This window comes from Pantoea sp. X-Soil-ISGK-421, assembly GCF_059730785.1.
In genome coordinates, this window is the sequence record NZ_AP035979.1 from 793,619 (window position 1) to 819,542 (window position 25,924).

A 25,924-nucleotide genomic window follows, 5' to 3' on the forward strand; every position below is an offset into this window, starting at 1 on the left:
CCGGCCTTGTTGTAAGCATTCAATGTTGCCGCGGTTGGCAGTTTGTTAACAATTCTGTAAACTCTCGCGGTGAAATGTCCCGGCGGATATAGGGCATTAGAGCTTGGGAAAAGCTTTTTCCTGACTGCCGGTAATCAAACAAGAGGTCATGATGAGTACAGAGATTAAAACTCAAGTCGTGGTACTTGGGGCAGGTCCTGCAGGTTACTCTGCAGCCTTCCGTTGCGCTGATTTAGGTCTGGAAACCGTAATCGTTGAGCGTTACAGCACCCTCGGCGGTGTTTGTCTGAACGTAGGCTGTATCCCGTCAAAAGCGCTGCTGCACGTCGCTAAAGTGATCGACGAAGCAAAAGCCCTCGAAGAGCACGGTATCGTGTTTGGCCAGCCGCAAACTGACATCGACAAAATTCGTTCGTGGAAAGAGAAGGTTATCAACCAGCTCACTGGCGGCCTCGCGGGTATGGCGAAAGGTCGTAAAGTGAAGGTGGTGACTGGCCTCGGCAAATTCACCGGTGCTAACACGCTGGTGGTAGAAGGTGAAGGTGGCGCAACCACCATTAACTTCGATAACGCGATTATCGCGGCCGGTTCTCGTCCAATCGAACTGCCATTTATTCCGCACAACGATCCGCGCGTGTGGGACTCTACCGATGCGCTGGAACTGAAAGAAGTGCCGAAGCGTCTGCTGGTCATGGGCGGTGGCATCATCGGTCTGGAAATGGCCACCGTTTACAAAGCACTGGGTTCAGAGATCGACGTGGTTGAGATGTTCGACCAGGTGATTCCGGCTGCCGATAAGGACGTGGTTAAAGTCTTCACCAAGCGTATCAGCAAGAAATTCAATCTGATGCTGGAAACCAAAGTCACCGCGGTTGAAGCGAAAGACGACGGTATTTACGTATCGATGGAAGGCAAAAAAGCGCCCGCTGACGCCCAGCGTTACGACGCGGTGCTGGTGGCGATTGGCCGTGTACCAAACGGTAAAGGTCTGGATGCCGGTAAAGCGGGCGTGGAAGTGGACGATCGCGGCTTCATCCGCGTCGACAAGCAGATGCGCACCAACGTACCTCACATCTATGCCATCGGTGACATCGTGGGTCAGCCAATGCTGGCGCACAAAGGTGTGCATGAAGGCCACGTAGCGGCGGAAGTGATCTCCGGTCTGAAGCACTACTTCGACCCGAAAGTGATCCCATCTATTGCGTATACTGAGCCAGAAGTTGCCTGGGTTGGTCTGACCGAGAAAGAAGCCAAAGAGAAAGGCATCAGCTACGAAGTGTCCACCTTCCCGTGGGCGGCTTCAGGCCGTGCGATCGCTTCTGATTGTGCAGACGGTATGACCAAGCTGATCTTCGACAAAGAAACGCACCGTGTTATCGGTGGCGCGATTGTCGGGACCAACGGCGGCGAGCTGCTGGGTGAAATTGGTCTGGCGATTGAAATGGGCTGTGATGCCGAAGATATCGCACTGACCATTCACGCGCACCCAACGCTGCATGAGTCTGTCGGCCTGGCCGCCGAAATATTCGAAGGTAGCATCACGGACCTGCCGAATCCAAAAGCGAAAAAGAAATAATTTTCCGCTTTAAATAAATTAACGGCTCCTTTAAGGAGCCGTTTTTTATTAGTGGTTCTGTTTAATAAAAGAAAGAAAAAAGGCGCGTGAGCCAACACATGCGCAATGCCGGAATAGCGGGAGCGAACTCCCGCTAGTGAAGTTTTACTGTTGTGCTTCGTAAGCCATAACAGCCGATAATTCAGCAGTGAATATCCGTAATCGTAATTCACAGAGTGAACTGCGATTAACCAGACACAATCCTAATAGAATGAGCCCGCTGATAATCAGCTTGCTGAATATTGACTTCATAGTCACGTTCCTCTTGATTTAGCACGAGCAAGCGACTACCCTGACATTGTCTAGGTGTTAGGGTATGTTGCTTGCTCGTGCGGTTAATGAAAGTTAACTGCACGATTTTACGCTCCACAACCTACCTCAATCTTTTCAGCTTGAAGCAAGTTGCATCAAGCGCCCGCAGGCAGTCTACGCCAAAATTTTTTTATTTCACCTTAATTTTAAAGTTATTTAAATTAATCATTTTGTTTTTATTTAATTATTTAAATAGATCGCGTAATGGATGTATTTAATTGGTTGTTCGTTTCCTTAAGCCAGTCAATAAAATTCCGCAGTGGCGCTGAAAGATATTTACGACTTGGATAGTAGAGCCAGAATCCTTCTTCTAGCGCAGTAAATTCGGTGAGTATTTCAATTAAATCGCCGCGTTCTAAATCTTTCCGCACCGTGCCTTCATGCAAAAAAGCAATGCCCACGCCTGCACGCGCCGCCTGTAAAATCCGTTCATTGTTATCCAGCACTAATGCACCTTTCACTGCCACTTCCTGTCGGCGGCCATCCTGCCAGAATTCCCAGCGATAACGTCGCCCACTCGGGAAGCGTCGCTCAATGCAGGGGAACTGCAGCAACTCAGCGGGTTCACACGGTATGCCGTGCTGAGCTATAAAGGCTGGGCTCGCCACCGCCAGCGCTCGCATCGGCGCGCCAAATGGCACCGCCACCATATCCTGCGCCAACACATCGCCGTAGCGCACGCCCGCATCAAACCCAGCCTCTACGATATCCAGCAGCGAATCGTTGCTATCGATCTCAAGCGTGATCTCGGGATAGCGCAGTAAGAACGGCAAAATAAGCGCATTGAAGAACAGCGCTTCCGCCGATCGCGGCATGCTGATACGCAAATTGCCGCGTGGATCGCTGCGCCAGTCATTGAGCTCGTCTACCGCTTGCGCCAGATCGGCCAGAGCAGGCTGAATACGTTGTAAAAAGCGTTCTCCCGCTTCGGTCAGCGCAACTTTGCGCGTGGTGCGGTTCAGCAGACGCACGCCCAGGCGCGCTTCGAAATGTCGCATCGCATGGCTCAGGCTGGAAGGCGTGACGTTGCGCTCCTCGGCTGCTTTACGAAAGCTCAGGTGCTGCGCGATGGCAGCAAACATTTCCAGTTCCTGCATAGACGCACGGTAATTATTCATTGCTGAGTTTTACTCACTAAATCGGCAAAAATAGCTCAATTGTTGCCGTGATTGCTGAGGTTTATAACATTAACACCAACAGCTAAGAGGATAAAACCGTGCAACAACGTCAATTAGGCAATCAGGGATTACAGGTTTCGGCGCTGGGATTAGGCTGCATGGGCATGAGCTTCGCCTATGGTCAAAATGATGAAAAGCAGGCGCTGAATACCCTGGCGCGCGCATTTGAGCTGGGCGTCGATTTCCTCGATAGCGCCGAAGTCTACGGTCCTTTTCTTAATGAAACCCTGCTGGCGAAAGCCATCAAAGGCCGCAGCGATATCAAAGTGGCCACAAAATTTGGCTTCCGCATCACCGAACAGGGTGAAGGTTGGCAGCGGGTTACCGGCGTAAATAGCGATCCCGCACATATCCGACGCGCGGTCGAGGGATCGCTACAACGTCTCGGCGTAGAGACGATTGAGCTGCTGTATCAGCATCGCCTCGATCCGGCCGTGCCAATCGAAGAGGTGGTGGGGGTGATGGCGGATTTGGTACGCGAAGGAAAAGTAAAGTATCTCGGCCTGTCGGAAGTTTCATCCGCTACGTTACGCCGTGCCCACGCGGTGCATCCGATTTCGGCGCTACAAAGCGAATACTCGCTGTGGTCGCGCGACCCTGAGCAGGAGATTCTCGCCACCTGCCGTAAACTTAAGGTGGGCTTTGTTCCTTATAGTCCGCTGGGACGCGGCTTCCTGACCGGGAAATTCCCGGCGGCTTCGAGCTTAGCCGAAGATGATTTCCGTCGTTCTTTACCGCGTTTCCAGCAGGATGCGCAGGCACATAACCAGAAGTTAGTGAATCAACTTTCTGCGATGGCTGCAGGTTATGACGCTACAGCCGCCCAGCTAGCATTGGCGTGGGTGCTGGCGAAAGGTGACTTTATCGTGCCGATTCCCGGAGCCAGTAAAATCGCCCATCTGGAACAGAACTGCGCCGCCGCCGATTTAACATTACGCGGGGTTGATGTCGCCACGCTGGATGAGCTGTTCAGCGTGCACAATATTCAGGGCGCACGTTATAACGACAGCGAGTTTATATTGGTCGATCGATAATCGTTTTCTCCTCATTTATGCAGCAAGCAGGCTTTCAACGCCTGCTTTTTTATGTGATCGCGCGCAATCCGCAGACGAACCTGCTAAATAACGCGCGGATGTTGCTTTTTTGTAAACAGATTAACAATCAGGCGAAATGCTGCTATGCTGCCCCACGCGGAACCGGGCACCTCACCCTACTGTTCGACAGCATCAAGGGGTGCGCCGGAAAGCTATACAATGAGAGCGAGGAGAACGTCGTGCTAGAAGAATACCGTAAGCACGTTGCCGAGCGTGCTGCCCAGGGAATCGTACCTAAGCCGTTAGATGCTTCCCAAATGGCCGCGCTGGTTGAACTGCTGAAAAACCCGCCAGCGGGTGAAGAAGAATTCCTGACCGACCTGTTGGTCAACCGTGTCCCACCAGGTGTTGATGAAGCGGCTTATGTTAAAGCCGGTTTCCTGGCAGCTGTCACTAAGGGCGAAGCCCACTCTCCTCTGGTTACTCGCGAAAAAGCCGTTGAGCTGCTGGGCACCATGCAGGGCGGTTATAACATCCATGCGCTGATTGAAGCGTTAGAAGATGAAGCCTTAGCACCGATTGCTGGCGAAGCCTTGTCCCACACGCTGCTGATGTTCGATAACTTCTACGATGTCGAAGAGAAAGCGAAAGCGGGTAACCCACACGCGAAAAAAATCATCCAGTCCTGGGCCGATGCCGAATGGTTCCAGAAGCGTCCAAAACTGGCTGAAAAAATCACCACCACCGTGTTCAAAGTGACCGGCGAAACCAACACCGACGACCTCTCCCCGGCGCCGGATGCATGGTCACGTCCGGATATTCCACTGCACGCGCTGGCGATGCTGAAAAACGCCCGTGAAGGTATCGAACCCGACGATGCCGGTAACGTTGGACCGATCAAACAGATCGAAGCGCTGCAGACCAAGGGCTTCCCACTGACTTATGTCGGTGATGTGGTCGGTACCGGTTCTTCACGTAAATCCGCCACCAACTCGGTGCTGTGGTTTATGGGCGACGATATCCCCTATGTGCCGAACAAAAAGGGCGGCGGTTTATGCCTCGGCGGTAAAATTGCTCCAATCTTCTTCAACACCATGGAAGATGCTGGCGCATTGCCAATCGAACTTGATGTTGATCGCCTGAACATGGGCGATGTCATCGACGTCTACCCGTATAAAGGCGAAGTGCGCAATCACGAAACCGACGAATTGCTGGCGACCTTCGAGCTGAAGACCGAGGTGCTGCTGGACGAAGTGCGTGCGGGTGGTCGTATTCCGCTGATTATCGGTCGTGGCTTAACCACCAAAGCGCGCGAATCACTCGGTTTGCCGCACAGCGATGTGTTCGTGCAAGCCAAAGATGTTGCCGCCAGCACCCGTGGTTACTCACTGGCGCAGAAAATGGTCGGTCGTGCATGCGGCGTAGCAGGTGTTCGTCCGGGCGCTTACTGCGAACCCAAAATGACGTCTGTCGGTTCTCAGGACACTACCGGTCCAATGACCCGTGATGAACTTAAAGATCTGGCGTGCCTCGGCTTCTCCGCTGATCTGGTGATGCAGTCCTTCTGCCATACCGCGGCCTATCCGAAGCCGGTTGACGTGACCACGCACCATACGCTGCCAGACTTCATCATGAACCGTGGCGGCGTCTCGCTGCGTCCGGGTGATGGTATTATTCATAGCTGGCTGAACCGTATGCTGCTGCCAGATACCGTAGGAACCGGTGGTGATTCACACACCCGCTTCCCAATTGGTATTTCCTTCCCGGCGGGTTCGGGTCTGGTGGCGTTTGCGGCTGCGACCGGCGTGATGCCGCTGGATATGCCGGAATCGGTGCTGGTGCGTTTCAAAGGTAAAATGCAGCCTGGCATCACTCTGCGCGATCTGGTCCACGCGATTCCACTGTACGCAATCAAAGCTGGCTTGCTGACCGTTGAGAAGAAAGGGAAGAAAAATATCTTCTCTGGACGCATTCTGGAAATTGAAGGTCTGCCAGACTTGAAAGTTGAGCAGGCATTTGAACTCTCAGATGCATCAGCCGAACGCTCTGCCGCCGGTTGTTCAATCAAGTTGAGCAAAGAGCCGATTATCGAGTATTTGAACTCTAACATCGTGCTGCTGAAGTGGATGATCTCGGAAGGCTACGGCGATCGTCGTACGCTGGAGCGCCGCGTTGAAGGCATGGAAAAATGGCTGGCCGATCCGCAACTGCTGGAAGGCGATGCGGATGCTGACTACGCTGCGGTGATCGACATCGATCTGGCGGACATTAAAGAGCCCATTCTCTGTGCACCGAACGATCCAGACGATGCACGTTGGTTGTCTGACGTGCAGGGCGAGCAAATCGATGAAGTATTTATCGGTTCGTGCATGACTAACATCGGTCACTTCCGCGCAGCCGGCAAACTGCTGGATGCCCATAAAGGCCAGCTGCCAACCCGTCTTTGGGTTGCGCCGCCGACTAAAATGGACGCCGCGCAGCTGACTGAAGAGGGCTATTACAGCGTGTTCGGTAAGAGCGGCGCGCGTATCGAGATTCCGGGCTGTTCACTGTGCATGGGTAACCAGGCGCGAGTGAAGGATGGCGCGACGGTGGTTTCCACCTCCACGCGTAACTTCCCGAACCGTCTGGGTAATGGTGCGAACGTCTTCCTGGCATCGGCTGAACTGGCCGCGGTAGCCTCGCTACTCGGTAAATTGCCAACGCCGGACGAGTACCAACAGTTTATGCTGCAGGTCGATAAGACCGCGGCAGACACTTACCGTTACCTCAACTTTGATCAGCTGGGACAGTACACTGACAAAGCGGATAGCGTGATCTTCCAGACTGCCGTTTAATCGGTTTTCAGGATGAACAAGGGGACGATGAAAATCGTCCCTTTTTTTATGCGCTTTTTTCCGTTGGTATCTCCAGGCATAATGCGAGCGCGATCCCACTTTATTCAGCGTGCTGCGCACAAAATGCACTAAGACGGTGCCGCACGGCGCGTCATCAGTATGAGGCAAACCCATGGAGTATGAATTTCTGCGTGATTTAACCGGCCAGGTCAAAGTGCGTATGTCGATGGACCACGAAGCGGTGGGGCACTGGTTCAACGAAGAGGTCAAAGACAATTTACCCTTGCTGGATGAAGTCGAAGCCGCCGCGCAACAGGTCAAAGGGACCATCAATCAGTGGCAGCGTATTGGGCATGAATACACGCTGTGGCTGGATGAAGAGGAGGTGATGATTCGTGCCAACCAGCTGGCGCTGGAAGATGACGGCATAGAAGAGGGCATGACCTATTACGATGAAGAGAGCCTGTCATTCTGCGGCGTGGAAGATTTCCTCGCGGTGATTGCGGCTTATCGGCGGTTTTTAGCCGGTAAATAACACTGACGCATTGACGCGTTCCTGCTGCGAGTTGGCTGTGACAAGCCGCGCATTGCGCTGGCGTGGCTGGGATTGGAATTAGCCTCACAATGCGCCGCGTCGCCCTCTCCCGTGGAAGAGGGCTGGGCTGATTACTTAACGTAAGCCAGTAAACTCAACGAATCGCGCGCCAGCGACTTACATTTTTTGTCGTTGGTAATGGCGATGCCGCTCAAATCCTTGTAGCTCTCTTCGCCAAGCGACTTCATATTGTAGTTACTGTAGTTGCTTAAATCCCAACGGTTCTGTTGGGCGAAAAACACCAGCGCTTTGCGAATCTGCGCGTCCGGCAAATCCTGATAACCACAATCGTTCTTGAGATAAACGAACACGGCGGTGAGGTCTGCCAGATCTTCAGCTTCGGATTCGCTTAGAGCAAAACTGGTGGAGGAGAAGCCAAGGAGTCCCGCCAGCAGCAGGATCTTGATGCCTTTCGTCATAATCATTCTCAACAAGGGACAATTTATTGACGTTAGCACAGTTATTGCCGCTATTCCGCTAAATTTGCCCTTTCGGGCCATTCCCCCGCTTTTTCTCGGCGCATTCTGTTTCAGGACTTGACCCTCCCTCAGGGTAAAGGTTTACGCTGTGCCCATATTCACGATAAGGATAAGAATATGCAACGTCGTCATTTTCTAAAATTGACTGCCGCACTCAGCGCCGCCGGTGCGCTGCCGCTGTGGAGCCGTTCACTAATGGCCGCCACGCGCCCCTTATTGCCGATCCCTTCCATTTTGGAACCTGACGCACGCGGCCAATACACGCTGACCGCCATGGCCGGCAGCAGCCAATGGAACGGTAAAGCGGTGCCAACCTGGGGTTACAACGGAGGATTGCTCGGTCCCGCGCTGCGTCTGCAGCGTGAAAAAGCCGTCACGGTGAATATCCATAACCAGCTTCCTGAGGCAACGACCTTGCACTGGCATGGACTGGAAATTCCCGGTGATGTTGATGGTGGACCGCAGGGCATCATTGCGCCGGGTGCCACGCGTCAGGTGAGTTTCACCCCCGATCAACCCGCCGCGACCTGCTGGTTCCATCCGCATCAACATGGCAAAACGGGTTACCAGGTAGCGCAAGGCCTTGCCGGTTTAGTGCTGCTGGAAGATGAAGCATCCGGTCAGTTGCGTTTACCGATGCAGTGGGGCGAAGACGATGTGCCGCTGATTTTCCAGGATAAGCAGTTGAACAAAGCGGGCACGCAAATCGATTATCAGCTTGATATTATGCGTGCCGCCGTCGGCTGGTTCGGCGATCTGATGCTCACGAACGGCGTACAATATCCACAGCATGCAGTCCCACGCGGCTGGCTGCGCCTGCGTTTGCTTAACGGTTGTAACGCGCGTTCACTGCATATCGCCACCAGCGATCAACGTCCGCTGTATGTGATCGGCAGCGACGGCGGTTTGCTGGCCGAGCCGGTGAAAGTTTCGAGCCTGCCGCTGTTGCCGGGCGAGCGTTTTGAAGTGCTGGTGGATACCTCAGATGGCAAAGCCTTCGACGTGGTGACGCTGCCGGTCACGCAGATGGGCATGACGCTGGCGCCGTTCGATCAGCCGCTGCCGCTGGTCAACATACTGCCGCTGCGTGTGATGGCGAGCGGCACGTTGCCAGACCAGTTGGTGGATCTGCCGCCGGTCCCTTCCACTGACGGCCTGCAAAGCCGTTGGCTGCAGCTGATGATGGATCCGCAACTCGATCAGCAAGGTATGCAGGCGCTAAGGGATCGTTACGGCGATAAAGCCATGGCCGGCATGAAAATGGATCACGGCAATATGGACATGAGTAACAGCACTAAGCCGATGGATCATGGCGATATGGCGATGAATCACGGCAGCCACGGTAAAGCCGCCGCGTATGATTTCCACAATGGTAACAAGATCAACGGCCAGGCGTTCAACATGACTAAGCCGATGTTCAATGTCGAATTAGGCAAGCTGGAGAAGTGGACCATCTCCGGCGAAGGCGATCACATGCTGCATCCGTTCCACATTCACGGCACGCAGTTCCGCATTCTGTCAGAAAACGGCAAGCCGCCAGCGGCACATCGCGCCGGCTGGAAAGACATGGTCAGCGTCAACGGCTGGCGCAGCGAAGTGTTGGTGCGCTTCAATTATGTCGCCAATGCCGACCATGCCTATATGGCGCATTGTCATCTGCTGGAGCATGAAGATACCGGCATGATGCTCGGTTTTAGCGTCAGTTAGCCGAGGCTTCCAGCGCCAGGCGGATATCTTCGATTAAATCATCAGGATGCTCGATACCAATCGACAAGCGCACGGTGGCATCGCTAATGCCAATGCGCTGCCGCACATCCTGCGGCACGCCCGAATGGGTGGTGCTGGCAGGATGGCTGGCGAGCGATTCGGTGCCGCCGAGGCTCACCGCTAGCTTGAACAGTTCCAGCGTATTAAGGAAACGGAACGCTGCCGGTTGCCCACCACGAATATCAAATGAGAAGGTTGAACCCGCGCCGCTGCATTGACGCTGATAGGTTTTACCGGCGGGACTCTCCGCATCCAGATACGGCAGCCAATGCAATTTTTCCACCTGCGGATGATCGCGCAAAAACGCCGCGACTTGCCCGGCATTGCTGGTGGCTTTCTCCATGCGCAGCGATAGCGTTTCCAGCGAGCGGCCAAGCATCCAGCTGGAGTGCGGATCCAGCTGCGTGCCGATGGCACTGCGCAGCGAGCGCACTTTGCCGACCAGCGCTTTACTGCCGAGCACTGCGCCAGCAATTAAATCCGAATGCCCGCCGACATATTTGGTCAGTGAATAGAGCGACAAATCCGCGCCGTGCTGCAACGGATGCTGAAACACCGGGCCGAGCAGCGTGTTATCGCAGGCGAGGATTGGCCGTGAACCTTGCTGCTGCGCAATCACATCCGCCACTTGTTGCATCAACTGAATGTCTACCAGGCTGTTGGTGGGATTGGCGGGGGTCTCAATCAAAATCAGCGCCACGCGTCCGCGCTGCCACGCCAGCTTCGCCGCTTCATGCACCTTGTCTTCATTGGTGCCATCGCTGAAACCCACCGCTTTGATCTCCAAATCGTGCAGCGTTTTGCTCAGCAGGGTTTCGGTACCGCCGTACAGCGGCTGAGAATGCAGAATCACTTCGCCCGGACGCGCAAACGTCAGCAGCGTGGTGGCAATCGCCGACATGCCGGAGGAGAACAGCGCCGCGCTTTCAGCGCCTTCATATACCGCCAGCCGATCCTCAACGATTTCGCTGTTGGGATGGTTAAAGCGTGAATAGACCAATCCGCCACTTTTGCCTTCTGGCGGCTGCTTGCGTCCGGCGACAAAATCGAAAAAATCCTGTCCCTCTTCCGCGCTGTTAAACACAAAGGTGGAGGTGAGAAACACCGGCGGTTTCACCGCGCCTTCCGATAGCTGCGGATCGTAACCGTAATTCAACATCTGCGTTTCCGGGTGCAACTCGCGCGTACCAATCCTGGTCTTTTTACTGGATGAAGCGGTCATAGGAACTCCAGAACTCAACGGTGAAGGGGCGGACGTGTCACTACAGTTAACGCCAGCGCGATAAATTTCGCCACGGAATCGTTTGCGTTCTGTGCGCGGCGTTAGACGTCAGCGCGACTATGATAGACTTCGTGGCTTTCCAAAAACCGTAATTGGACGCATGCAATGAAACATACCGTCGACGTGATGATCTCCGAACAAGAGATCGCAACCCGTATTGCCGAACTGGGCAAGCAGATTAGCGAAAACTACCGCGACAGCGGCAGCGAAATGGTGTTGGTGGGTCTGCTGCGCGGCTCCTTTATGTTTATGGCCGATCTATGCCGCACCATCGACGTGCCGCATGAAGTCGACTTCATGACGGCGTCAAGTTACGGCAGCGGCATGTCGAGCACCCGCGATGTGAAAATCCTCAAAGACCTTGATGAGGATATTCGTGGCAAAGATGTGTTGATCGTTGAAGACATCATCGATTCCGGCAACACGCTGAGTAAAGTGCGTGAAATCCTGCGCCTGCGTGAGCCAAAGTCGCTGGCGATTTGTACTTTGCTGGATAAGCCCGAGCGTCGTGAAGTGGATGTCACCGTGGAATACGTCGGCTTCACCATACCGGATGAGTTCGTGGTGGGCTTTGGTATTGATTACGCCCAGCGCTATCGCCATTTGCCGTATATCGGCAAAGTTATCCCGACCGGTGAATAACCGCACAATCGTCCAAGGCTAATCTCCCCCGCCTGCGATAAACTGCGCAGCCCGTGAGTCAATGACTTATGGGCTGGCTTGACTCTCTGCTAAACTCCATTGATTTCTTAATCTTAATGACCCGCGACAGCGCATGCAGATTCGCGCGCACTATCATTTCATAGGCCTTTGATGTCACTACAACAAGGTATGGATTCGCAATGACATATGCACTGGAAATTTCCGGGCTGACCAAAACCTATCCCGGCGGCGTACAGGCGCTGAAAGGACTCGATCTTAATGTGGAAGCGGGGGACTTTTACGCCCTGCTGGGGCCAAACGGTGCCGGAAAATCCACTACCATCGGCATTATCAGTTCGCTGGTGAATAAATCTGGCGGCAGCGTGCGGGTGTTTGGCTATGACCTGCAAAAAGATGTGGTCAACGCCAAGCGTCAGCTCGGACTGGTGCCGCAGGAATTCAACTTCAACCCGTTTGAAACCGTGATGCAGATTGTGGTTAATCAGGCCGGTTATTACGGTGTCGAACGCGCCGAAGCCAACAAGCGCGCGGAAAAATACCTCAATCAGCTCGATTTGTGGGGCAAACGTAACGAACGTGCGCGCATGCTTTCGGGGGGCATGAAGCGTCGCCTGATGATCGCGCGTGCGCTGATGCATGAGCCGAAGCTGTTGATCCTGGATGAACCCACCGCCGGCGTCGATATCGAGCTGCGTCGTTCAATGTGGAGTTTCCTGAAAGAGCTGAATATCAAAGGCACCACCATCATCCTCACCACGCACTATCTGGAAGAGGCGGAGATGCTGTGCCGCAATATCGGTATTATCCAGAGCGGCGAGCTGGTGGAAAACACCTCGATGAAAGGTTTACTTTCCAAGCTGCAATCCGAAACCTTCATTCTGGATCTCGCCCCGCGCAGCCCGCTGCCGCAACTTGATGGCTTCCAGTATCGTCTGGTGGATACTTCTACGCTGGAAGTAGAAGTCATGCGCGAGCAAGGTTTGAATAGCGTGTTCAGTCAGCTGAGCGCGCAGGGCGTGCAGGTGTTGAGTATGCGAAATAAAGCTAACCGCCTTGAAGAGCTGTTCGTTAGCCTGACACAGGGAAAAACAGGAGTGAAAGCATGACGCACTTGTATTGGGTGGCGCTCAAGAGCATCTGGAGTAAAGAGATTAACCGCTTTGCCCGCATCTGGATTCAGACGCTGGTGCCGCCGGTGATCACCATGACGCTCTATTTCATCATCTTCGGCAACCTGATTGGTTCACGTATCGGCGATATGCACGGTTTCAGCTACATGCAGTTTATCGTGCCGGGCCTGATCATGATGGCGGTCATCACCAACGCTTACGCCAACGTGGCATCGTCGTTCTTTAGCGCCAAGTTCCAGCGCAACATTGAAGAGCTGCTGGTGGCGCCGGTGCCCACGCATATCATCATCGCCGGTTATGTCGGTGGCGGCGTGGCACGCGGCGTGTGTGTGGGGATTTTGGTGACGGCGATTTCGCTGTTCTTCGTCCCGTTCCACGTCCATTCATGGTCGATGGTGGCTATCACGCTGCTGCTGACGGCGATTCTGTTTTCGTTAGCGGGCCTGCTGAATGCGGTCTTCGCGCGTACTTTCGATGATATCAGCCTGATTCCGACCTTCGTGCTGACGCCATTAACCTATCTTGGCGGCGTGTTCTATTCGTTGACGCTACTGCCGCCATTCTGGCAAGCGGTATCGAAGCTGAACCCGGTGGTGTATATGATCAGCGGCTTCCGTTACGGTTTCCTCGGTATCAACGATGTGCCGCTGGTGTTCACGCTGTCGGTGCTGATCGCCTTTATCGTGGTGTTTTATGTGCTGGTGTATACGTTGATTCAGCGTGGACGGGGATTGCGTACGTAATGATGGTCGCGGTCGCCATGAATGGCGACCCTACGAAATAACAAGGGCGCGGTGTAAAAACCGCGCCCTTGTTGTATCAGGCTACCTGAACCGGCAACGCTTTGGCGAGGCGCTTCATTTCGTTATCACCTTCGAAGTAGGCGACTTTCGGTTGCCAACTGCGGGCGACTTCATCTTCTACCTGCACATAAGAGCAGATGATCATAATATCGCCAGCGCAGGCGCAGCGTGCGGCGGCACCGTTAACTGAAATAATCTTCGAACCACGCTCGGCGGCGATAGCGTAGGTGGAAAAACGCTGGCCGTTGGTGACGTTGTAGATGTCGATGGCTTCATACTGCAGAATGCCGGATGCGTCGAGGAAATCCTGGTCAATGGCGCAGGAACCTTCGTAATGCAAATCTGCCTGGGTGACTTTTACGCGGTGCAGTTTGCCTTGAAGTACGGTGCGAATCATAACTGTCTAACCTTGTTAAGCTGCCAATAAACGACGGAAAACTACTCCGTCAGATCCACTTGCTGATTATCGATCAATCGCGCATTGCCGAGCCATGCGGCCATCAGAATCACCGCACGCTGGCTGTCGACGTTTAACGGTTGTAAGGTTTCGGCATCGCAAATCGCTAATCCGTCCGGACGGAAACCCTTCTCACGCAGCGCCACTTCCGCTTGCTCAATAATCTCTTCGACATGACGCTCGCCGTTGCTCAGACGTTCAGCCATGTTGTTCATCACCTGGCTGAGACCTGCCGCGATTTTACGCTCGTCGGCGGTGAGATAGCCATTGCGCGAACTCAGCGCCAAACCATCTTTAGCCCGCACCGTTGGCACGCCAACAATCTCAATATCGAAGCCCATATCCACCACCATCTTGCGGATAATTGCCAGCTGCTGAAAATCTTTCTCGCCAAAGCACGCGATGTCTGGCTGTACCAGATTGAACAGTTTACTCACCACGGTGGAAACGCCACGGAAATGGCCCGGACGGCTGGCACCTTCCAGCAGCGAGGATAAGCCCGGCACCTCAACAAACGTCTGGCTGTCGAGACCTTGCGGATAGACTTCGGCCGGCGCGGGGGCGAATACGACATCGACACTGTGACGATTAAGCTTCTCGCAATCGTCCTGTAGCGTACGCGGATAGCGCGCCAGATCGTCGGGACGCTCAAACTGCATTGGGTTGACGAAAATCGATACCACCACAATGTCGGCACGTTCACGCGCTTCATCGACCAACGTCAGATGTCCGTCATGCAGGTTGCCCATGGTGGGAACCAGCGCGATACGTTTGCCTGCCTGACGCCAGCGACGAATTTCACGGCGCAGCATCGGGAGTGTTTCAATGATCAGCACTGCAAATCTCCTGATTTACTGGAAACTGTGTTCAGCGGCGGGATAGAGGCCCGCTTCAACGTCGGCGATATAGTGGCGAATCGCCGCACGAATGTCGCCGGTTTCGGCGAGGAAATTTTTGGCAAACTTAGGAATGTGGCCGCCGGTAATGCCAAAGGCGTCGTGCATCACCAAAATCTGGCCGTCAGTCACGTTGCCCGCGCCAATACCGATCACCGGCACAGACAGCGCTTTAGTGACGCGTTCCGCCAGCGCCACCGGCACGCACTCCAGCACCAGCAGCTGCATACCTGCCGCTTCCAGCGCCAGCGCATCGGCCAGCAGGCGGTCGGCGGCGGCTTCATCACGGCCTTGCACTTTGTAGCCACCGAAGATGTTCACCGATTGTGGTGTCAGGCCCAGATGACCGCACACCGGCACGGCGCGCTCGGTCAGCATACGTACGGTCTCCGCCAGCCATTCGCCGCCTTCCAGTTTCACCATATTGGCACCGGCGCGCATCAGCTGCGCAGCGTTGCTGAACGTCTGTTCTGGGGTGGCGTAACTCATAAATGGCAAGTCGGCCATCAGCAGTGCCAGCGGTGCGCCACGGCGCACGGCGGCGGTGTGATAAGCGATATCCGCCACGGTGACCGGTAAAGTCGATTCGTGGCCCTGCACGGTCATGCCGAGCGAGTCACCAATCAACATCACCTGAATGCCTTCATCGGCAAACAGACGGGCAAAACTGAAGTCATACGCCGTCAGCGTGGCAAATTTGCGACCGCTGGCTTTCAGTTGGCGTAAATGGGAGAGGGTTGTTGGTTTCATCACACGCTCCAGAGTTTTCTGATGCGCGCAGTGTACTACGGGTTACTCAGACCACAAACGGATAGCGCTGCGATTGAGCCGGGCGAGAAGGGTAGACAAGGTTTGACCGTTTGGTAGCGCCAGCTGCGGGGCAATTTCCAGCAACGGTACCAGCATAAAGGCGCGATTGTGCATATCGTAATGCGGCACGGTCAGGCGCGGCGTGTTAATTGTCGCGTTGCCAAACAGCATGATGTCGAGATCCAGCGTGCGCGGTCCCCAACGTTCGGCTTTGCGCACGCGGCCATGTTCCAGTTCAATGCGTTGCGTATGGTCGAGCAGCGCTTCGGCTTCCAGCGCAGTTTCCAGCTCAACGACCGCATTGAGGTAATCAGGCTGATCCGGTGGGCCGTATGGCGGTGTGCGATACAACGATGAAGTGGCGATACGTGAGGTGTGCGGGAGGGCATCCAGCGCGGCCAACGCTGCATCAACCTGATGCAGCGGATCGGCCAGATTACTGCCTAAAGCGAGGAAAACGCGGGTCATTGTGCGCTGTTGGTATCGCGACGTGGCCCGGTTGGACGGCGGCGCGGACGGCGCGGTTTACGGCGCGGCGCCGGATCGTCACCCAGCGTCGTCATCATGGTTTTCTGCTGCACCGGCGCAGCGGCCTGGAACTCGCCCCACCAATGTGTCAGCTTTTGCAGTTCAGGATTCTTTTCCACGTCGGCACGCAGCGCCATCAAATCGTAGGCGGCACGGAACTTAGGATGCTCCATCAGCTTCCATGCACGTTTGCCGTGGCGGCGAGACATGCGCAACTGCAGCTGCCAGATATCGCGAATCAACGTGGTAATACGCTTCGGAATCGCCAGCGCGCGGCAGGCTTCATCCAGCGTTTCGTTCATCGACAGCGCGAAAGCATCGTAATAAGTCAGACCGCTTTCCTGCGCAATGCGCTCGGCGGATTCCAGCTGCGGATACCAGAACATCGCGGCGAACAGGAAGGCCGGATTGACGCGCATATCATTTTGAATACGCGTATCGGTATTTTTCAGCACTTGCGCCAGCATAAGCTCCATCAGGCTGTCGCTTTCAGCGGTGAAACCGCGTGTTAGCATCGGGAACAGCGGCTGGAACAGCTGATATTCACGCATCATTTGATAGGTGCGGTAGCCGTAACCCGCCTGCAGCAGCTTGAGCGACTCTTCAAACATACGTGCTGGAGGGATGTCATTCAGCAGCGTTGCCAGACGCGGAATCGGCTCGGCGGTTTCTGCCGCAATACGCATCTGCAGCTTGGCGGCGAAACGCACCACGCGCAGCATACGCACCGGATCTTCGCGGTAGCGCGTTTCCGGATCGCCAATCATGCGAATGATGCCTTCCTGCAAATCGTGCAAGCCACCCACATAATCGCGCACGGTGAAATCCGCCACGCTGTAATAGAGGCTGTTGATGGTGAGATCGCGGCGCTGCGCATCATCTTCTATGCTGCCGAAAATATTGTCACGCAGCAGCATACCGTTCTGGCCACGCTGTGAGCTATTGCGATCTTCTTCGCTCTCTTCCTGATGATGACCACGGAAGGTTGCAACTTCGATCACTTCCGGACCGAACATCACATGCGCCAGACGGAAACGACGCCCCACCAAACGACAGTTGCGGAATAGCTTACGCATCTGCTCAGGCGTGGCGTTGGTGGTGATATCAAAATCTTTTGGCTTGCTGCCGAGCAGCAAATCGCGCACGCCGCCGCCAACCAGATAGGCTTCGTATCCGGCTTTATTCAGGCGATAGAGCACTTTGAGGGCGTTTTCGCTGATATCTTTGCGTGAGATGTTGTGGCTTTCTCGTGGAATGACAGTCATCAGATTTGGACTCTCAGTTTCCACCTCTTCAGGCGCCTCCTCATCACGCTTGAGGACTCTCCGGCAAAAATTAGCGACTCGGGTAAAAATGGGACACCTCGACAGTGATAAAAGGGTGTTAATAAAATCAGCGGCTAATCATAGCCTGTTGAGAACCATTTAGGAATGGCGATGTCGTTTCATCGCCTATCAGACCGTTCTGCAACGGAATCAGGCGGATATTCCACTGTGCGATCGCCTGTTTCAGCAGGCTTTCCAGCGATTCATCCTGCCAGCCCGGCGAAACCGGCTGACCAAGAAAGCGCAATGCCTGCACTAACAGCGGCCGCGCGTCACCGTCGGGCAACGCGGGGGCATGATTCTGCTTGGAAAGCTTGTTGCCATCACGATTTACCGCTAGCGGCAAATGCAGGTAATCCGGCACTGGCCAATCAAACTGCTGATACAGCGCAATCTGGCGCACCGTTGGCTCAATCAAGTCCGCGCCGCGCACAATTTCCGTCACGCCCTGAAAATGGTCATCGACCACCACCGCCAGGTTGTAAGCAAACAATCCATCCCGGCGGTGGATAATAAAATCTTCCTGTGCCAGCTGCGATTCAGCCTGCAAATGGCCACGCAGCCGATCGTCAAAGCCGAAAACCGGCGCGTGCTGGCGCAGGCGCAGCGCGGCGTTCTCTGCCGGTAATTGCCCATCGCGGCAATGACCGTCGTAAAAACCGCCCAGCTGCTGAACGCGACTGCGAGTGCAGGTGCAGAAGTAACTTTGACGATGGGTTTGCAGCCAGCTTAATGCTGCGCGATACGCTTCATGACGCTGTGACTGCCACAGAACATCGCCATCCCAGTAAAGACCATAATGTTCCAGCTGCTGCAGAATACGCGTTGCGGCACCGGGAACTTCACGCGGGGGATCAATGTCTTCGATTCGCACCAGCCAGCGTCCCTGTTGCGCGCGCGCACTCAGGTAACTGCCTAAGGCAGCAATAAGCGAACCAAAATGCAGGTCACCAGAAGGGGAGGGAGCGAAGCGCCCAATGCAGGATGAAGTACTCATAATGAAGTGTACCGCACGTCGGGAAAACAGGGATTCTCCCGGCTGTGCGGTAGCAATTTTCTGACGGCCATTAGCCAGCCATCTGCTTCTCGCGGATTTCTGCCAGCGTTTTGCAGTCAATGCAGAGATCGGCAGTCGGACGCGCTTCAAGGCGGCGAATACCAATTTCTACACCGCAGGAGTCGCAGTAGCCAAAATCGTCGTCATCCACTTTCTTGAGCGTTTTCTCAATCTTTTTAATGAGTTTGCGCTCACGATCGCGGTTACGCAATTCCAGGCTGAACTCTTCTTCCTGTGCGGCACGGTCGACCGGATCCGGGAAGTTGGCAGCTTCGTCCTGCATATGCGACACAGTGCGATCTACTTCATCCCGAAGTTGGTTGCGCCAGGCTTCCAGAATCTTACGGAAATGGCCTAGCTGGGCGTCGTTCATATACTCTTCGCCCGGTTTCACCTGATACGGTTCCACTCCAGCGATGGCGAGGATACTCAGGGACGATGTTTTACGGTTTTGCCCTTCTTGCATGTTGTTTCTCCTGGATAACACGCACTACCCACCATATTTCAAGCTGCGGGTGTGTTGGCTGCGTTCAATCTGTTGCCGCCATCCTGCAACTCAAATTACTTAGGGTTTATCGATTCCCATAAAGGGAAAAAAACAGGCCGCTATAAATAGCAGAAGCAATCAAGGTTGGCAATTAATCCTGACCACTACTTGACAAGCCTCTGAACAATCGCGTATTCAGCGCCTCGCCCAGAACATTCCTATCACATCAAATTGCTATAAATATTACAACGCTACGTTAATCGGACGCGTCAGTAACATCTTTAACGGCGATATCTGAGCTTGATACGCTAACACCTCTACACCACAGCGCTGCGCCTGTTCCAGTAGTTCTGCGTATCGCACGTCGATATGGCGTGCCGGGGAAACGTCCTCAATCCCCGTATGCAAAACTGCGAACAACAAAACGGCTCGATGGCCTTCTGCCACGATAGTGCTCAGTTCGCGCAGATGCTTCTGTCCACGAGTCGTCACGGCATCCGGAAAATAGCCTTTACCTTCTTGTAAAAGGGTGACGGACTTAACTTCAATATAGCAGTTCGATCGGCCCTCCGCTTGCAGCAGAAAGTCAATTCGGCTTTTTTCCGTGCCGTATTTCACTTCAGGCTGGCAGCGGCTGTAAGCGGATAATTCCGGAATCATGTTGAGCATGAGCGCCTCACGCACCAGCGGGTTGGCACGCAGCGTATTCACGCAGATCCAGTGGCCTTGTTGGGTTTCGGTGAGCTCCCAACTGTGCGGATACTTTCGCGTGGCGCTGCTGGACGTCGAATACCACACGGTATCGCCGGGTGTGGCGCAGCCGGTCATCGCGCCGGTATTGGCGCAGTGAATGGTCAGCGTGTCACCTTCTGGCGTGACCACATCGGCTAAAAAACGCTTGTAACGGGCAATCAAACGGGCGGGTTTGAGCGGCGGATCGAACTCCATTTACTCTCCTGTGGATGATACTAGCGGCCAGCGGGCCAACGCCTGATAACGCGTGCGGCCGCGCGTCAGGTTTGAGGCGAACAGCGCAAAATGCTGGATTTCGGCGCGCCAGTGAAAACCGCGCGGTGGCAGCGCGATGTTTGGCGCAGCGTGGCGCAACAGCGTGACGTGCGGATGAAACGGCTGCGGACTTTGCGCGCAACCATGGCGTGCCGCTTGCGCGCGCAGCAGGCTCGCGAGCTGCAGCAATCCGCGCGGCGCACGCTGACAGCCCAGCCACACCACGCCGGGACGCGGCCAGTGACCGGCATCATCCAAATCGAGGGCAAAACCGGGCTGTTCGATGCGTGAGGCCAGCAGTTGCAGCCTGCGTGAAGTCTCATCGCTGACCTCGCCGAGAAACGCCAGCGTCAGGTGCAGGTTAGCTGCCGCCACCGGTTTTCCGGCCTCGGCGGCAAAATTATCTGCGCGCCACTGCACCAGCTGTTGCTGGAGTGGGTCGGGCAGTTCAAGAGCAAAAAACAGACGTTGCGTTGCCAGGTTGGCCTCCGGTAATCCGCGCCTCAGAGTGCTACAATGCGCGCCATCTTAGCACAGGCATTTGGGGAGTTGAGTTTGAGTGAGTTACCGGTAAGCGAGGTATTGCCTGCGTTGCTGGCCGCGCTGGCGCAGTCGCCGCAGGTGTTGCTGGCGGCGCCGACCGGCGCAGGTAAATCGACCTGGCTGCCGTTACAGCTGCTGCAATACGCCGCATTGCCTGACCGTATTATCATGCTGGAGCCGCGTCGCCTGGCGGCGCGCAATGTGGCACAGCGCCTGGCGGAACAACTTGGCGAGCAGCCGGGCGGCATCGTCGGCTATCGCATGCGCGGTGAAAACTGCTGTGGTGCTAACACGCGCCTCGAAGTGGTCACCGAAGGCATTCTGACGCGCATGGTGCAGCGCGATCCGATGCTGGAAGGCATTTCGCTGGTGATTCTCGATGAATTCCACGAACGCAGCCTGCAGGCCGATCTCGCGCTGGCGCTGCTGCTTGATGTGCAGCAAGGACTGCGCGACGATCTGAAAATCCTGCTGATGTCGGCAACACTCGACAACCAGCGGCTGCGTCAGTTGCTGCCGGATGCGCCTTTTGTGGTCTCGGAGGGCCGCAGTTTCCCGGTCACGCGCCGCTATGCCTCACTCAATAGCCAGCAACGCTTTGAAGACGCGGTGGCGCGCGAGGTCGCCCAACTGCTGCGCGAAGAAGCGGGGTCGCTGCTGCTGTTCCTGCCCGGTGTGGCGGAGATCGACCGGGTGAAGCGTGAGCTGGAAGCGCGGGTCAGTGACGAGGTGGATCTTTCTCCTTTATATGGCGCGTTATCGCTGGATGCGCAACGCCGCGCGATTCTGCCGTCTCCAGCGGGACGTCGCAAAGTGGTGTTGGCAACCAACATCGCCGAAACCAGTTTGACGATTGAAGGCATTCGTTTAGTGGTGGACAGCGCGCTGGAGCGTTCGGCGCAGTTTGACGTGCGCAGCGGCGTGACGCGGCTGCAAACCCAGCGCATCAGCCAGGCCTCAATGACGCAGCGCGCCGGGCGTGCCGGACGACTCGAACCCGGAATCTGTCTGCATCTACTGCCGCAGGAGCAGGCATTAAGAGCCGCAGCGCAGAGTGAACCGGAGATCCTCAATAGCGATTTAACCTCGCTGCAGATCGATTTGCTGCAGTGGGGCTGTCAGGATGCGGCACAGCTTAGCTGGCTCGACATGCCGCCGCCGCGCAACCTGCGCGCGGCGCGCGAGCAGTTAACCCGCTTAGGCGCGATGACGAACCAAACGCTCAATGCGCGTGGCCGCAAAATGGCTGCGCTGGGCAGCGATCCGCGACTAAGCGCGATTCTGGTTGCTGCCGGGCAAAACAACGATGCCATCGCCAGCGCCGCGCTGCTGGTGGCGATTCTGGAAGATCCTCCGCGCAGCGGCAGCGCCGATCTGCGCGATGCACTCAATCATCCGCAGTCGCACTGGCAGCGTCGCGCACGGCAGTGGCAAAAGCGTCTCAACGCCAGCGGCGGCAGCGTGAATCCTGACCTGTTCCCGCAGCTATTAGCCGCCGGATTTGCCGATCGTCTGGCGCAGCGTCGTGGCGACAGCGCACGTTATCAGCTGGCGAACGGCATTGGTGCGATGCTTAACGAGCAGGATGGTTTGAGCCGCTACGAGTGGCTGATTGCGCCGACGCTGTTACAGGGGGCCAGCGCCGCCGATGCGCGCATGTTACTGGCGCTGCCGGTGGATATCGACGCGCTAAGCCGCGCGTGTCCCACGCTGATTGAGCAGCGTACCGACGTGGAGTGGGATGAAGAGAAAGGCACCTTGCGTGCGTGGAAACGCGAACTCATTGGTGCGCTGGTCCTAAAAGCGCAGCCGCAGGCGCGTCCAGAAGCTGAAATATTGCATCCGGCAATGCTGCGCTGGATCCGCGAAAAAGGATTGTCGGTGTTGGGCTGGAAAGCGGACGCTGAGCAGCTACGCTTGCGGGTACAGTGTGCTGCGCAGTGGTTGCCGGAAGAGGCGTGGCCGCCGCTGGACGATGAGAGTTTGCTCGACACGCTGGAGAACTGGCTGCTGCCGGAGATGAGCGCGGTGCGCGATCTGAAAGGATTGCAGAGCATCAATCTTGTCAGCGCATTATTACATTTGCTGACATGGTCACAACGTCAGCGGCTGGATACTGTGCTGCCAACTCATTACACTGTGCCGACCGGAAGCCGACTGCCGATCCGCTATGATGCGGATAAGCCGCCTGCGCTGGCGGTGCGGATTCAGGAGATGTTTGGCGAAGCACAAAATCCGGCGGTGGCGGATGGCCGCGTACCGCTAGTGTTGGAACTGCTCTCACCCGCGCACCGTCCGTTGCAGATCACCCGTGACCTCGCGGCGTTCTGGCGCGGTGCCTATCCCGAAGTGCAGAAAGAGATGAAAGGGCGCTATCCAAAGCATCCGTGGCCGGACGATCCGGCCAACGCCTTACCCACAAGGCGGACCAAGAAATTTTCATCGTGAAACGCTGTGGATCGAATTCAGAGGGTTCTGCCATGCGCAGCACGAGAAAGCAGTTAGAGTAACGGCCGCCGCCGTAGCAATACCTGGAGACTAAAAGCATGTCTGGGAACGATCGCGAACCTATTGGGCGCAAAGGAAAAGCGCCAAAGCCGCCGCGCAGCACTGCGCGTCGGGGTCGCCGCAGGGAACTTGATGATGATATCGATCAGGACGATTTTGACGAAGAAGATGAGGAGAGTGGACCGGTGCCACCAAAAGGTAAAGGTAAAGGAAAACGTCCGCCACGCGGCAAACGTCGCTGGTTAGGCTGGTTGATCAAGCTCTTCCTGGTGTTTGTGGTGGTGATGGCGGCCTGGGGCGTCTATCTCGACTCGGAAATCCGCAGCCGCATTGACGGTAAAGTGTGGCAACTGCCTGCCGCCGTTTATGGCCGCATGGTAAGCCTTGAACCGGGTATGTCTTACGACAAAAAAGAGATGATTGCGCTGCTAGAAGGCACGCAGTATCGCGAAGTGTCACGCATCACCCGTCCGGGCGAATTTAGCGTCAAAGGCAATACTATCGACCTGCTACGCCGTCCGTTTGATTTCCCGGACAGCAAAGAAGGGCAGATTAACGCGCGCCTGACGTTTAGCAACGATGAGCTGAGCGAGATTAAAAACCTCGATACCGGGCGTGATTTTGGCTTCTTCCGCCTCGATCCGCGTCTGATTACCATGTTGCAGTCACCGAACGGTGAGCAGCGTCTGTTCGTGCCGCGCGCCGGTTTCCCGGATCTGCTGGTCAGCACCTTGATCGCCACCGAAGATCGTCACTTCTACGAGCACGACGGCATTAGCCCGTATTCGATTGGTCGTGCGTTCCTCGCCAACATCACCGCCGGTAAAGCGGTGCAGGGCGGCAGTACGCTGACGCAGCAGTTGGTAAAAAACCTGTTCCTCACCAACGAGCGTTCGCTGTGGCGTAAAGCGCGTGAAGCCTATATGGCGGTGATCATGGATGCGCGCTACAGCAAAGATCGCATCCTCGAGCTGTATCTCAATGAGGTGTATCTCGGCCAGACCGGCAACGATCAGATCCGCGGCTTCCCGCTGGCGAGTCTTTACTATTTCGGTCGCCCGGTGGATGAGTTGAGCCTCGATCAGCAGGCGATGCTGGTGGGCATGGTGAAAGGGGCGTCGCTGTATAATCCGTGGCGCAACCCGAAACTGGCGCTGGAGCGACGTAATCTGGTGCTGCGTTTGCTGCAGCAGCAGAACGTTATCGATCAGGAACTGTATGACATGCTGTCGGCACGTCCGCTTGGCGTGCAGCCGAAAGGCGGCGTGATCACGCCACAGCCGGCGTTTATGCAGATGGTGCGCAACGAGCTGCAGGCTAAACTCGGCGACAAAATGAAAGATCTCTCCGGCGTGAAGATTTTCACGACGCTGGATGCGATCTCGCAGGATGCTGCCGAGAAAGCGGTCATTGAAGGTATTCCAACGCTGAAAAAACAGCGTGGCCTGAAAGATCTGGAAACCGCGATGGTGGTGGTGGATCGCTTCAGTGGTGAAGTACGCGCCATGGTCGGCGGGGCCGATCCGCAGTTTGCCGGTTATAACCGTGCGCTGCAGGCGCGTCGTTCGATTGGCTCACTGGCAAAACCGGCGACTTATCTCACCGCGCTGAGCCAGCCGAACAGCTATCGCCTCAACAGCTGGATCGCCGATGAGCCGATTGCGCTGAAACAGCCGAATGGCACCATCTGGAAACCGATGAATGACGATCGTCGTTTCAGCGGCAAAGTGATGCTGGTAGATGCGTTAACCAACTCCATGAACGTGCCAACGGTCAATTTGGGTATGACGCTGGGGTTGAACGCGGTGATGGATACCTGGACCAAGCTGGGCGTGCCGAAAGATCAGCTGCATCCGGTGCCCTCTATGCTGTTGGGTGCATTGAACCTGACGCCGATTGAAGTGGCGCAGGCGTTCCAGTCGATCGCCAGCGGCGGTAACCGCGCTGACCTTTCCGCTGTACGCTCGGTGATTGCCGAAGATGGCACCGTGTTGTATCAGAGCTATCCACAGGCACAGCGGGTTGAACCGGCGCAGGCTGCGTATCTGACGCTTTACACCATGCAGCAGGTGGCGGATCACGGTACGGCGCGTGCGCTGGGTGCGCGTTATCCTAAAGCCCATCTGGCGGGCAAAACCGGTACCACCAATGATCTGATCGACAGCTGGTTTGCCGGTGTTGATGGCAAAGAAGTGGCGATTACCTGGGTGGGCCGCGATAACAACCAGAGTTCGAAGCTCTACGGGGCCAGCGGTGCGATGCAGCTTTACCGCCGCTATCTCGACAACCAGGCACCGATGCCGCTGGTGCTGACGCCGCCGGAAGATATCACGCAGATGAATGTCGATTCTGCCGGTAACTTTATCTGCGGTACGGGCAGCAGCACATGGCGTTCGCTGCCAGTCTGGTCTCTGGATCCGAATGCGCTGTGTCAGCAGCAGCAAGAGCAGGTTCAGCAACAACAGCAGCAGTTGCAGCAACAGCAACAGCAGGAACAACAGCAACAGCAGCAACAACAGCAACCGCAGAATGAACAGAAAGATTCTGACGGCGTGGCAGGTTGGATTAAAGATATGTTCGGCAGCAAATAAGTTGCCGAGAAAACCAAGG

23 protein-coding genes are annotated in these 25,924 nt (G+C 55.6%); 10 read left to right on the top strand and 13 right to left on the bottom strand.

Annotated features, from left to right (window positions below):
• Nucleotides 1-151 precede the first annotated feature (151 nt).
• Entirely contained in the window at nucleotides 152-1,576 is a 1,425-nt protein-coding gene (gene lpdA / locus AC6I8K_RS03540) for a dihydrolipoyl dehydrogenase (RefSeq protein WP_007888688.1), read from the top strand.
• 144 nt (nucleotides 1,577-1,720) lie between these two features.
• Here the strand turns inward: lpdA and AC6I8K_RS03545 are convergent, their stop codons facing one another.
• Together AC6I8K_RS03545 and AC6I8K_RS03550 are read right to left on the bottom strand one after the other, a co-directional pair.
• A complete protein-coding gene (locus AC6I8K_RS03545; protein WP_137385164.1) occupies nucleotides 1,721-1,867 on the bottom strand; it encodes a Hok/Gef family protein in 147 nt (48 codons plus the stop codon).
• 248 nt (nucleotides 1,868-2,115) lie between these two features.
• Entirely contained in the window at nucleotides 2,116-3,045 is a 930-nt protein-coding gene (locus AC6I8K_RS03550) for a LysR family transcriptional regulator (RefSeq protein WP_497826241.1), read from the bottom strand.
• Nucleotides 3,046-3,143: 98 nt separating this feature from the next.
• Between AC6I8K_RS03550 and AC6I8K_RS03555 the strand changes: the two genes are divergently transcribed.
• The 3 genes from AC6I8K_RS03555 to yacL all read left to right on the top strand — a co-directional run bounded on the left by AC6I8K_RS03555 (nucleotide 3,144) and on the right by yacL (nucleotide 7,511).
• A complete protein-coding gene (locus AC6I8K_RS03555; protein WP_497826242.1) occupies nucleotides 3,144-4,139 on the top strand; it encodes an aldo/keto reductase in 996 nt (331 codons plus the stop codon).
• A 239-nt stretch (nucleotides 4,140-4,378) separates the two neighbouring features.
• Nucleotides 4,379-6,976: a bifunctional aconitate hydratase 2/2-methylisocitrate dehydratase gene (gene acnB / locus AC6I8K_RS03560; RefSeq protein ID WP_497826243.1), complete on the top strand. Its 2,598-nt coding sequence runs from the start codon at nucleotides 4,379-4,381 to the stop codon at nucleotides 6,974-6,976.
• 172 nt (nucleotides 6,977-7,148) lie between these two features.
• Nucleotides 7,149-7,511, top strand: a complete 363-nt coding sequence (gene yacL, locus AC6I8K_RS03565) for a protein YacL (protein ID WP_497826244.1) — start codon at nucleotides 7,149-7,151, stop codon at nucleotides 7,509-7,511.
• Nucleotides 7,512-7,642: 131 nt separating this feature from the next.
• Here the strand turns inward: yacL and AC6I8K_RS03570 are convergent, their stop codons facing one another.
• Nucleotides 7,643-7,990: a YacC family pilotin-like protein gene (locus AC6I8K_RS03570; RefSeq protein ID WP_064737544.1), complete on the bottom strand. Its 348-nt coding sequence runs from the start codon at nucleotides 7,988-7,990 to the stop codon at nucleotides 7,643-7,645.
• A 177-nt stretch (nucleotides 7,991-8,167) separates the two neighbouring features.
• On the opposite strand from AC6I8K_RS03570, the gene cueO reads away from it, so the two are divergent.
• On the top strand, nucleotides 8,168-9,757 hold the full coding sequence (cueO, locus tag AC6I8K_RS03575; RefSeq protein ID WP_497826245.1) for a multicopper oxidase CueO: 1,590 nt from the start codon (nucleotides 8,168-8,170) through the stop codon (nucleotides 9,755-9,757).
• Here cueO and AC6I8K_RS03580 read toward each other — a convergent pair.
• Nucleotides 9,750-11,039 carry a cystathionine gamma-synthase family protein gene (locus AC6I8K_RS03580; RefSeq protein ID WP_497826246.1) on the bottom strand — a complete coding sequence of 430 codons (1,290 nt, stop codon included), beginning with the start codon at nucleotides 11,037-11,039 and terminating at the stop codon, nucleotides 9,750-9,752. The genes cueO and AC6I8K_RS03580 overlap by 8 nt on opposite strands.
• Before the next feature lie 165 nt (nucleotides 11,040-11,204).
• On the opposite strand from AC6I8K_RS03580, the gene hpt reads away from it, so the two are divergent.
• The 3 genes from hpt to AC6I8K_RS03595 all read left to right on the top strand — a co-directional run bounded on the left by hpt (nucleotide 11,205) and on the right by AC6I8K_RS03595 (nucleotide 13,635).
• Nucleotides 11,205-11,741: a hypoxanthine phosphoribosyltransferase gene (gene hpt, locus AC6I8K_RS03585; protein ID WP_064737541.1), complete on the top strand. Its 537-nt coding sequence runs from the start codon at nucleotides 11,205-11,207 to the stop codon at nucleotides 11,739-11,741.
• Between the two features lie 200 nt (nucleotides 11,742-11,941).
• The gene (locus AC6I8K_RS03590) at nucleotides 11,942-12,868 is read left to right on the top strand and encodes an ABC transporter ATP-binding protein (protein ID WP_064737540.1); all 927 of its coding nucleotides are present in this window, start codon (nucleotides 11,942-11,944) and stop codon (nucleotides 12,866-12,868) included.
• On the top strand, nucleotides 12,865-13,635 hold the full coding sequence (locus tag AC6I8K_RS03595) for an ABC transporter permease (RefSeq protein WP_064737539.1): 771 nt from the start codon (nucleotides 12,865-12,867) through the stop codon (nucleotides 13,633-13,635). Before AC6I8K_RS03590 ends, AC6I8K_RS03595 begins: the two co-directional genes overlap by 4 nt.
• Before the next feature lie 76 nt (nucleotides 13,636-13,711).
• On the opposite strand, the gene panD is transcribed toward AC6I8K_RS03595, so the two are convergent.
• The 9 genes from panD to thpR all read right to left on the bottom strand — a co-directional run bounded on the left by panD (nucleotide 13,712) and on the right by thpR (nucleotide 20,743).
• A complete protein-coding gene (panD, locus tag AC6I8K_RS03600) occupies nucleotides 13,712-14,092 on the bottom strand; it encodes an aspartate 1-decarboxylase (protein WP_007888760.1) in 381 nt (126 codons plus the stop codon).
• 41 nt (nucleotides 14,093-14,133) lie between these two features.
• Nucleotides 14,134-14,988, bottom strand: a complete 855-nt coding sequence (gene panC / locus AC6I8K_RS03605; RefSeq protein ID WP_483816827.1) for a pantoate--beta-alanine ligase — start codon at nucleotides 14,986-14,988, stop codon at nucleotides 14,134-14,136.
• Between the two features lie 15 nt (nucleotides 14,989-15,003).
• On the bottom strand, nucleotides 15,004-15,798 hold the full coding sequence (panB, locus tag AC6I8K_RS03610; protein WP_064737537.1) for a 3-methyl-2-oxobutanoate hydroxymethyltransferase: 795 nt from the start codon (nucleotides 15,796-15,798) through the stop codon (nucleotides 15,004-15,006).
• Nucleotides 15,799-15,840: 42 nt separating this feature from the next.
• Nucleotides 15,841-16,326, bottom strand: a complete 486-nt coding sequence (gene folK, locus AC6I8K_RS03615) for a 2-amino-4-hydroxy-6-hydroxymethyldihydropteridine diphosphokinase (RefSeq protein ID WP_497826247.1) — start codon at nucleotides 16,324-16,326, stop codon at nucleotides 15,841-15,843.
• Nucleotides 16,323-17,741 carry a polynucleotide adenylyltransferase PcnB gene (gene pcnB / locus AC6I8K_RS03620; protein ID WP_231102680.1) on the bottom strand — a complete coding sequence of 473 codons (1,419 nt, stop codon included), beginning with the start codon at nucleotides 17,739-17,741 and terminating at the stop codon, nucleotides 16,323-16,325. The genes folK and pcnB overlap by 4 nt, the downstream gene beginning before the upstream one ends.
• 37 nt (nucleotides 17,742-17,778) lie before the next feature.
• Nucleotides 17,779-18,708, bottom strand: a complete 930-nt coding sequence (gene gluQRS, locus AC6I8K_RS03625) for a tRNA glutamyl-Q(34) synthetase GluQRS (protein ID WP_497826248.1) — start codon at nucleotides 18,706-18,708, stop codon at nucleotides 17,779-17,781.
• Between the two features lie 70 nt (nucleotides 18,709-18,778).
• Nucleotides 18,779-19,234 (bottom strand): RNA polymerase-binding protein DksA, encoded by a 456-nt coding sequence (gene dksA / locus AC6I8K_RS03630; RefSeq protein ID WP_007888770.1) that lies wholly within the window; start codon nucleotides 19,232-19,234, stop codon nucleotides 18,779-18,781.
• Nucleotides 19,235-19,498: 264 nt separating this feature from the next.
• Complete coding sequence (sfsA, locus tag AC6I8K_RS03635) at nucleotides 19,499-20,203, bottom strand: DNA/RNA nuclease SfsA (RefSeq protein ID WP_064737534.1); 705 nt, start codon at nucleotides 20,201-20,203, stop codon at nucleotides 19,499-19,501.
• Complete coding sequence (gene thpR / locus AC6I8K_RS03640) at nucleotides 20,204-20,743, bottom strand: RNA 2',3'-cyclic phosphodiesterase (RefSeq protein WP_483817951.1); 540 nt, start codon at nucleotides 20,741-20,743, stop codon at nucleotides 20,204-20,206.
• A gap of 36 nt (nucleotides 20,744-20,779) precedes the next feature.
• Between thpR and hrpB the strand changes: the two genes are divergently transcribed.
• Nucleotides 20,780-23,254 (top strand): ATP-dependent helicase HrpB, encoded by a 2,475-nt coding sequence (gene hrpB, locus AC6I8K_RS03645; protein ID WP_497826249.1) that lies wholly within the window; start codon nucleotides 20,780-20,782, stop codon nucleotides 23,252-23,254.
• Between the two features lie 98 nt (nucleotides 23,255-23,352).
• Complete coding sequence (gene mrcB, locus AC6I8K_RS03650; RefSeq protein WP_497826250.1) at nucleotides 23,353-25,905, top strand: bifunctional glycosyl transferase/transpeptidase; 2,553 nt, start codon at nucleotides 23,353-23,355, stop codon at nucleotides 25,903-25,905.
• Nucleotides 25,906-25,924 lie beyond the last annotated feature (19 nt).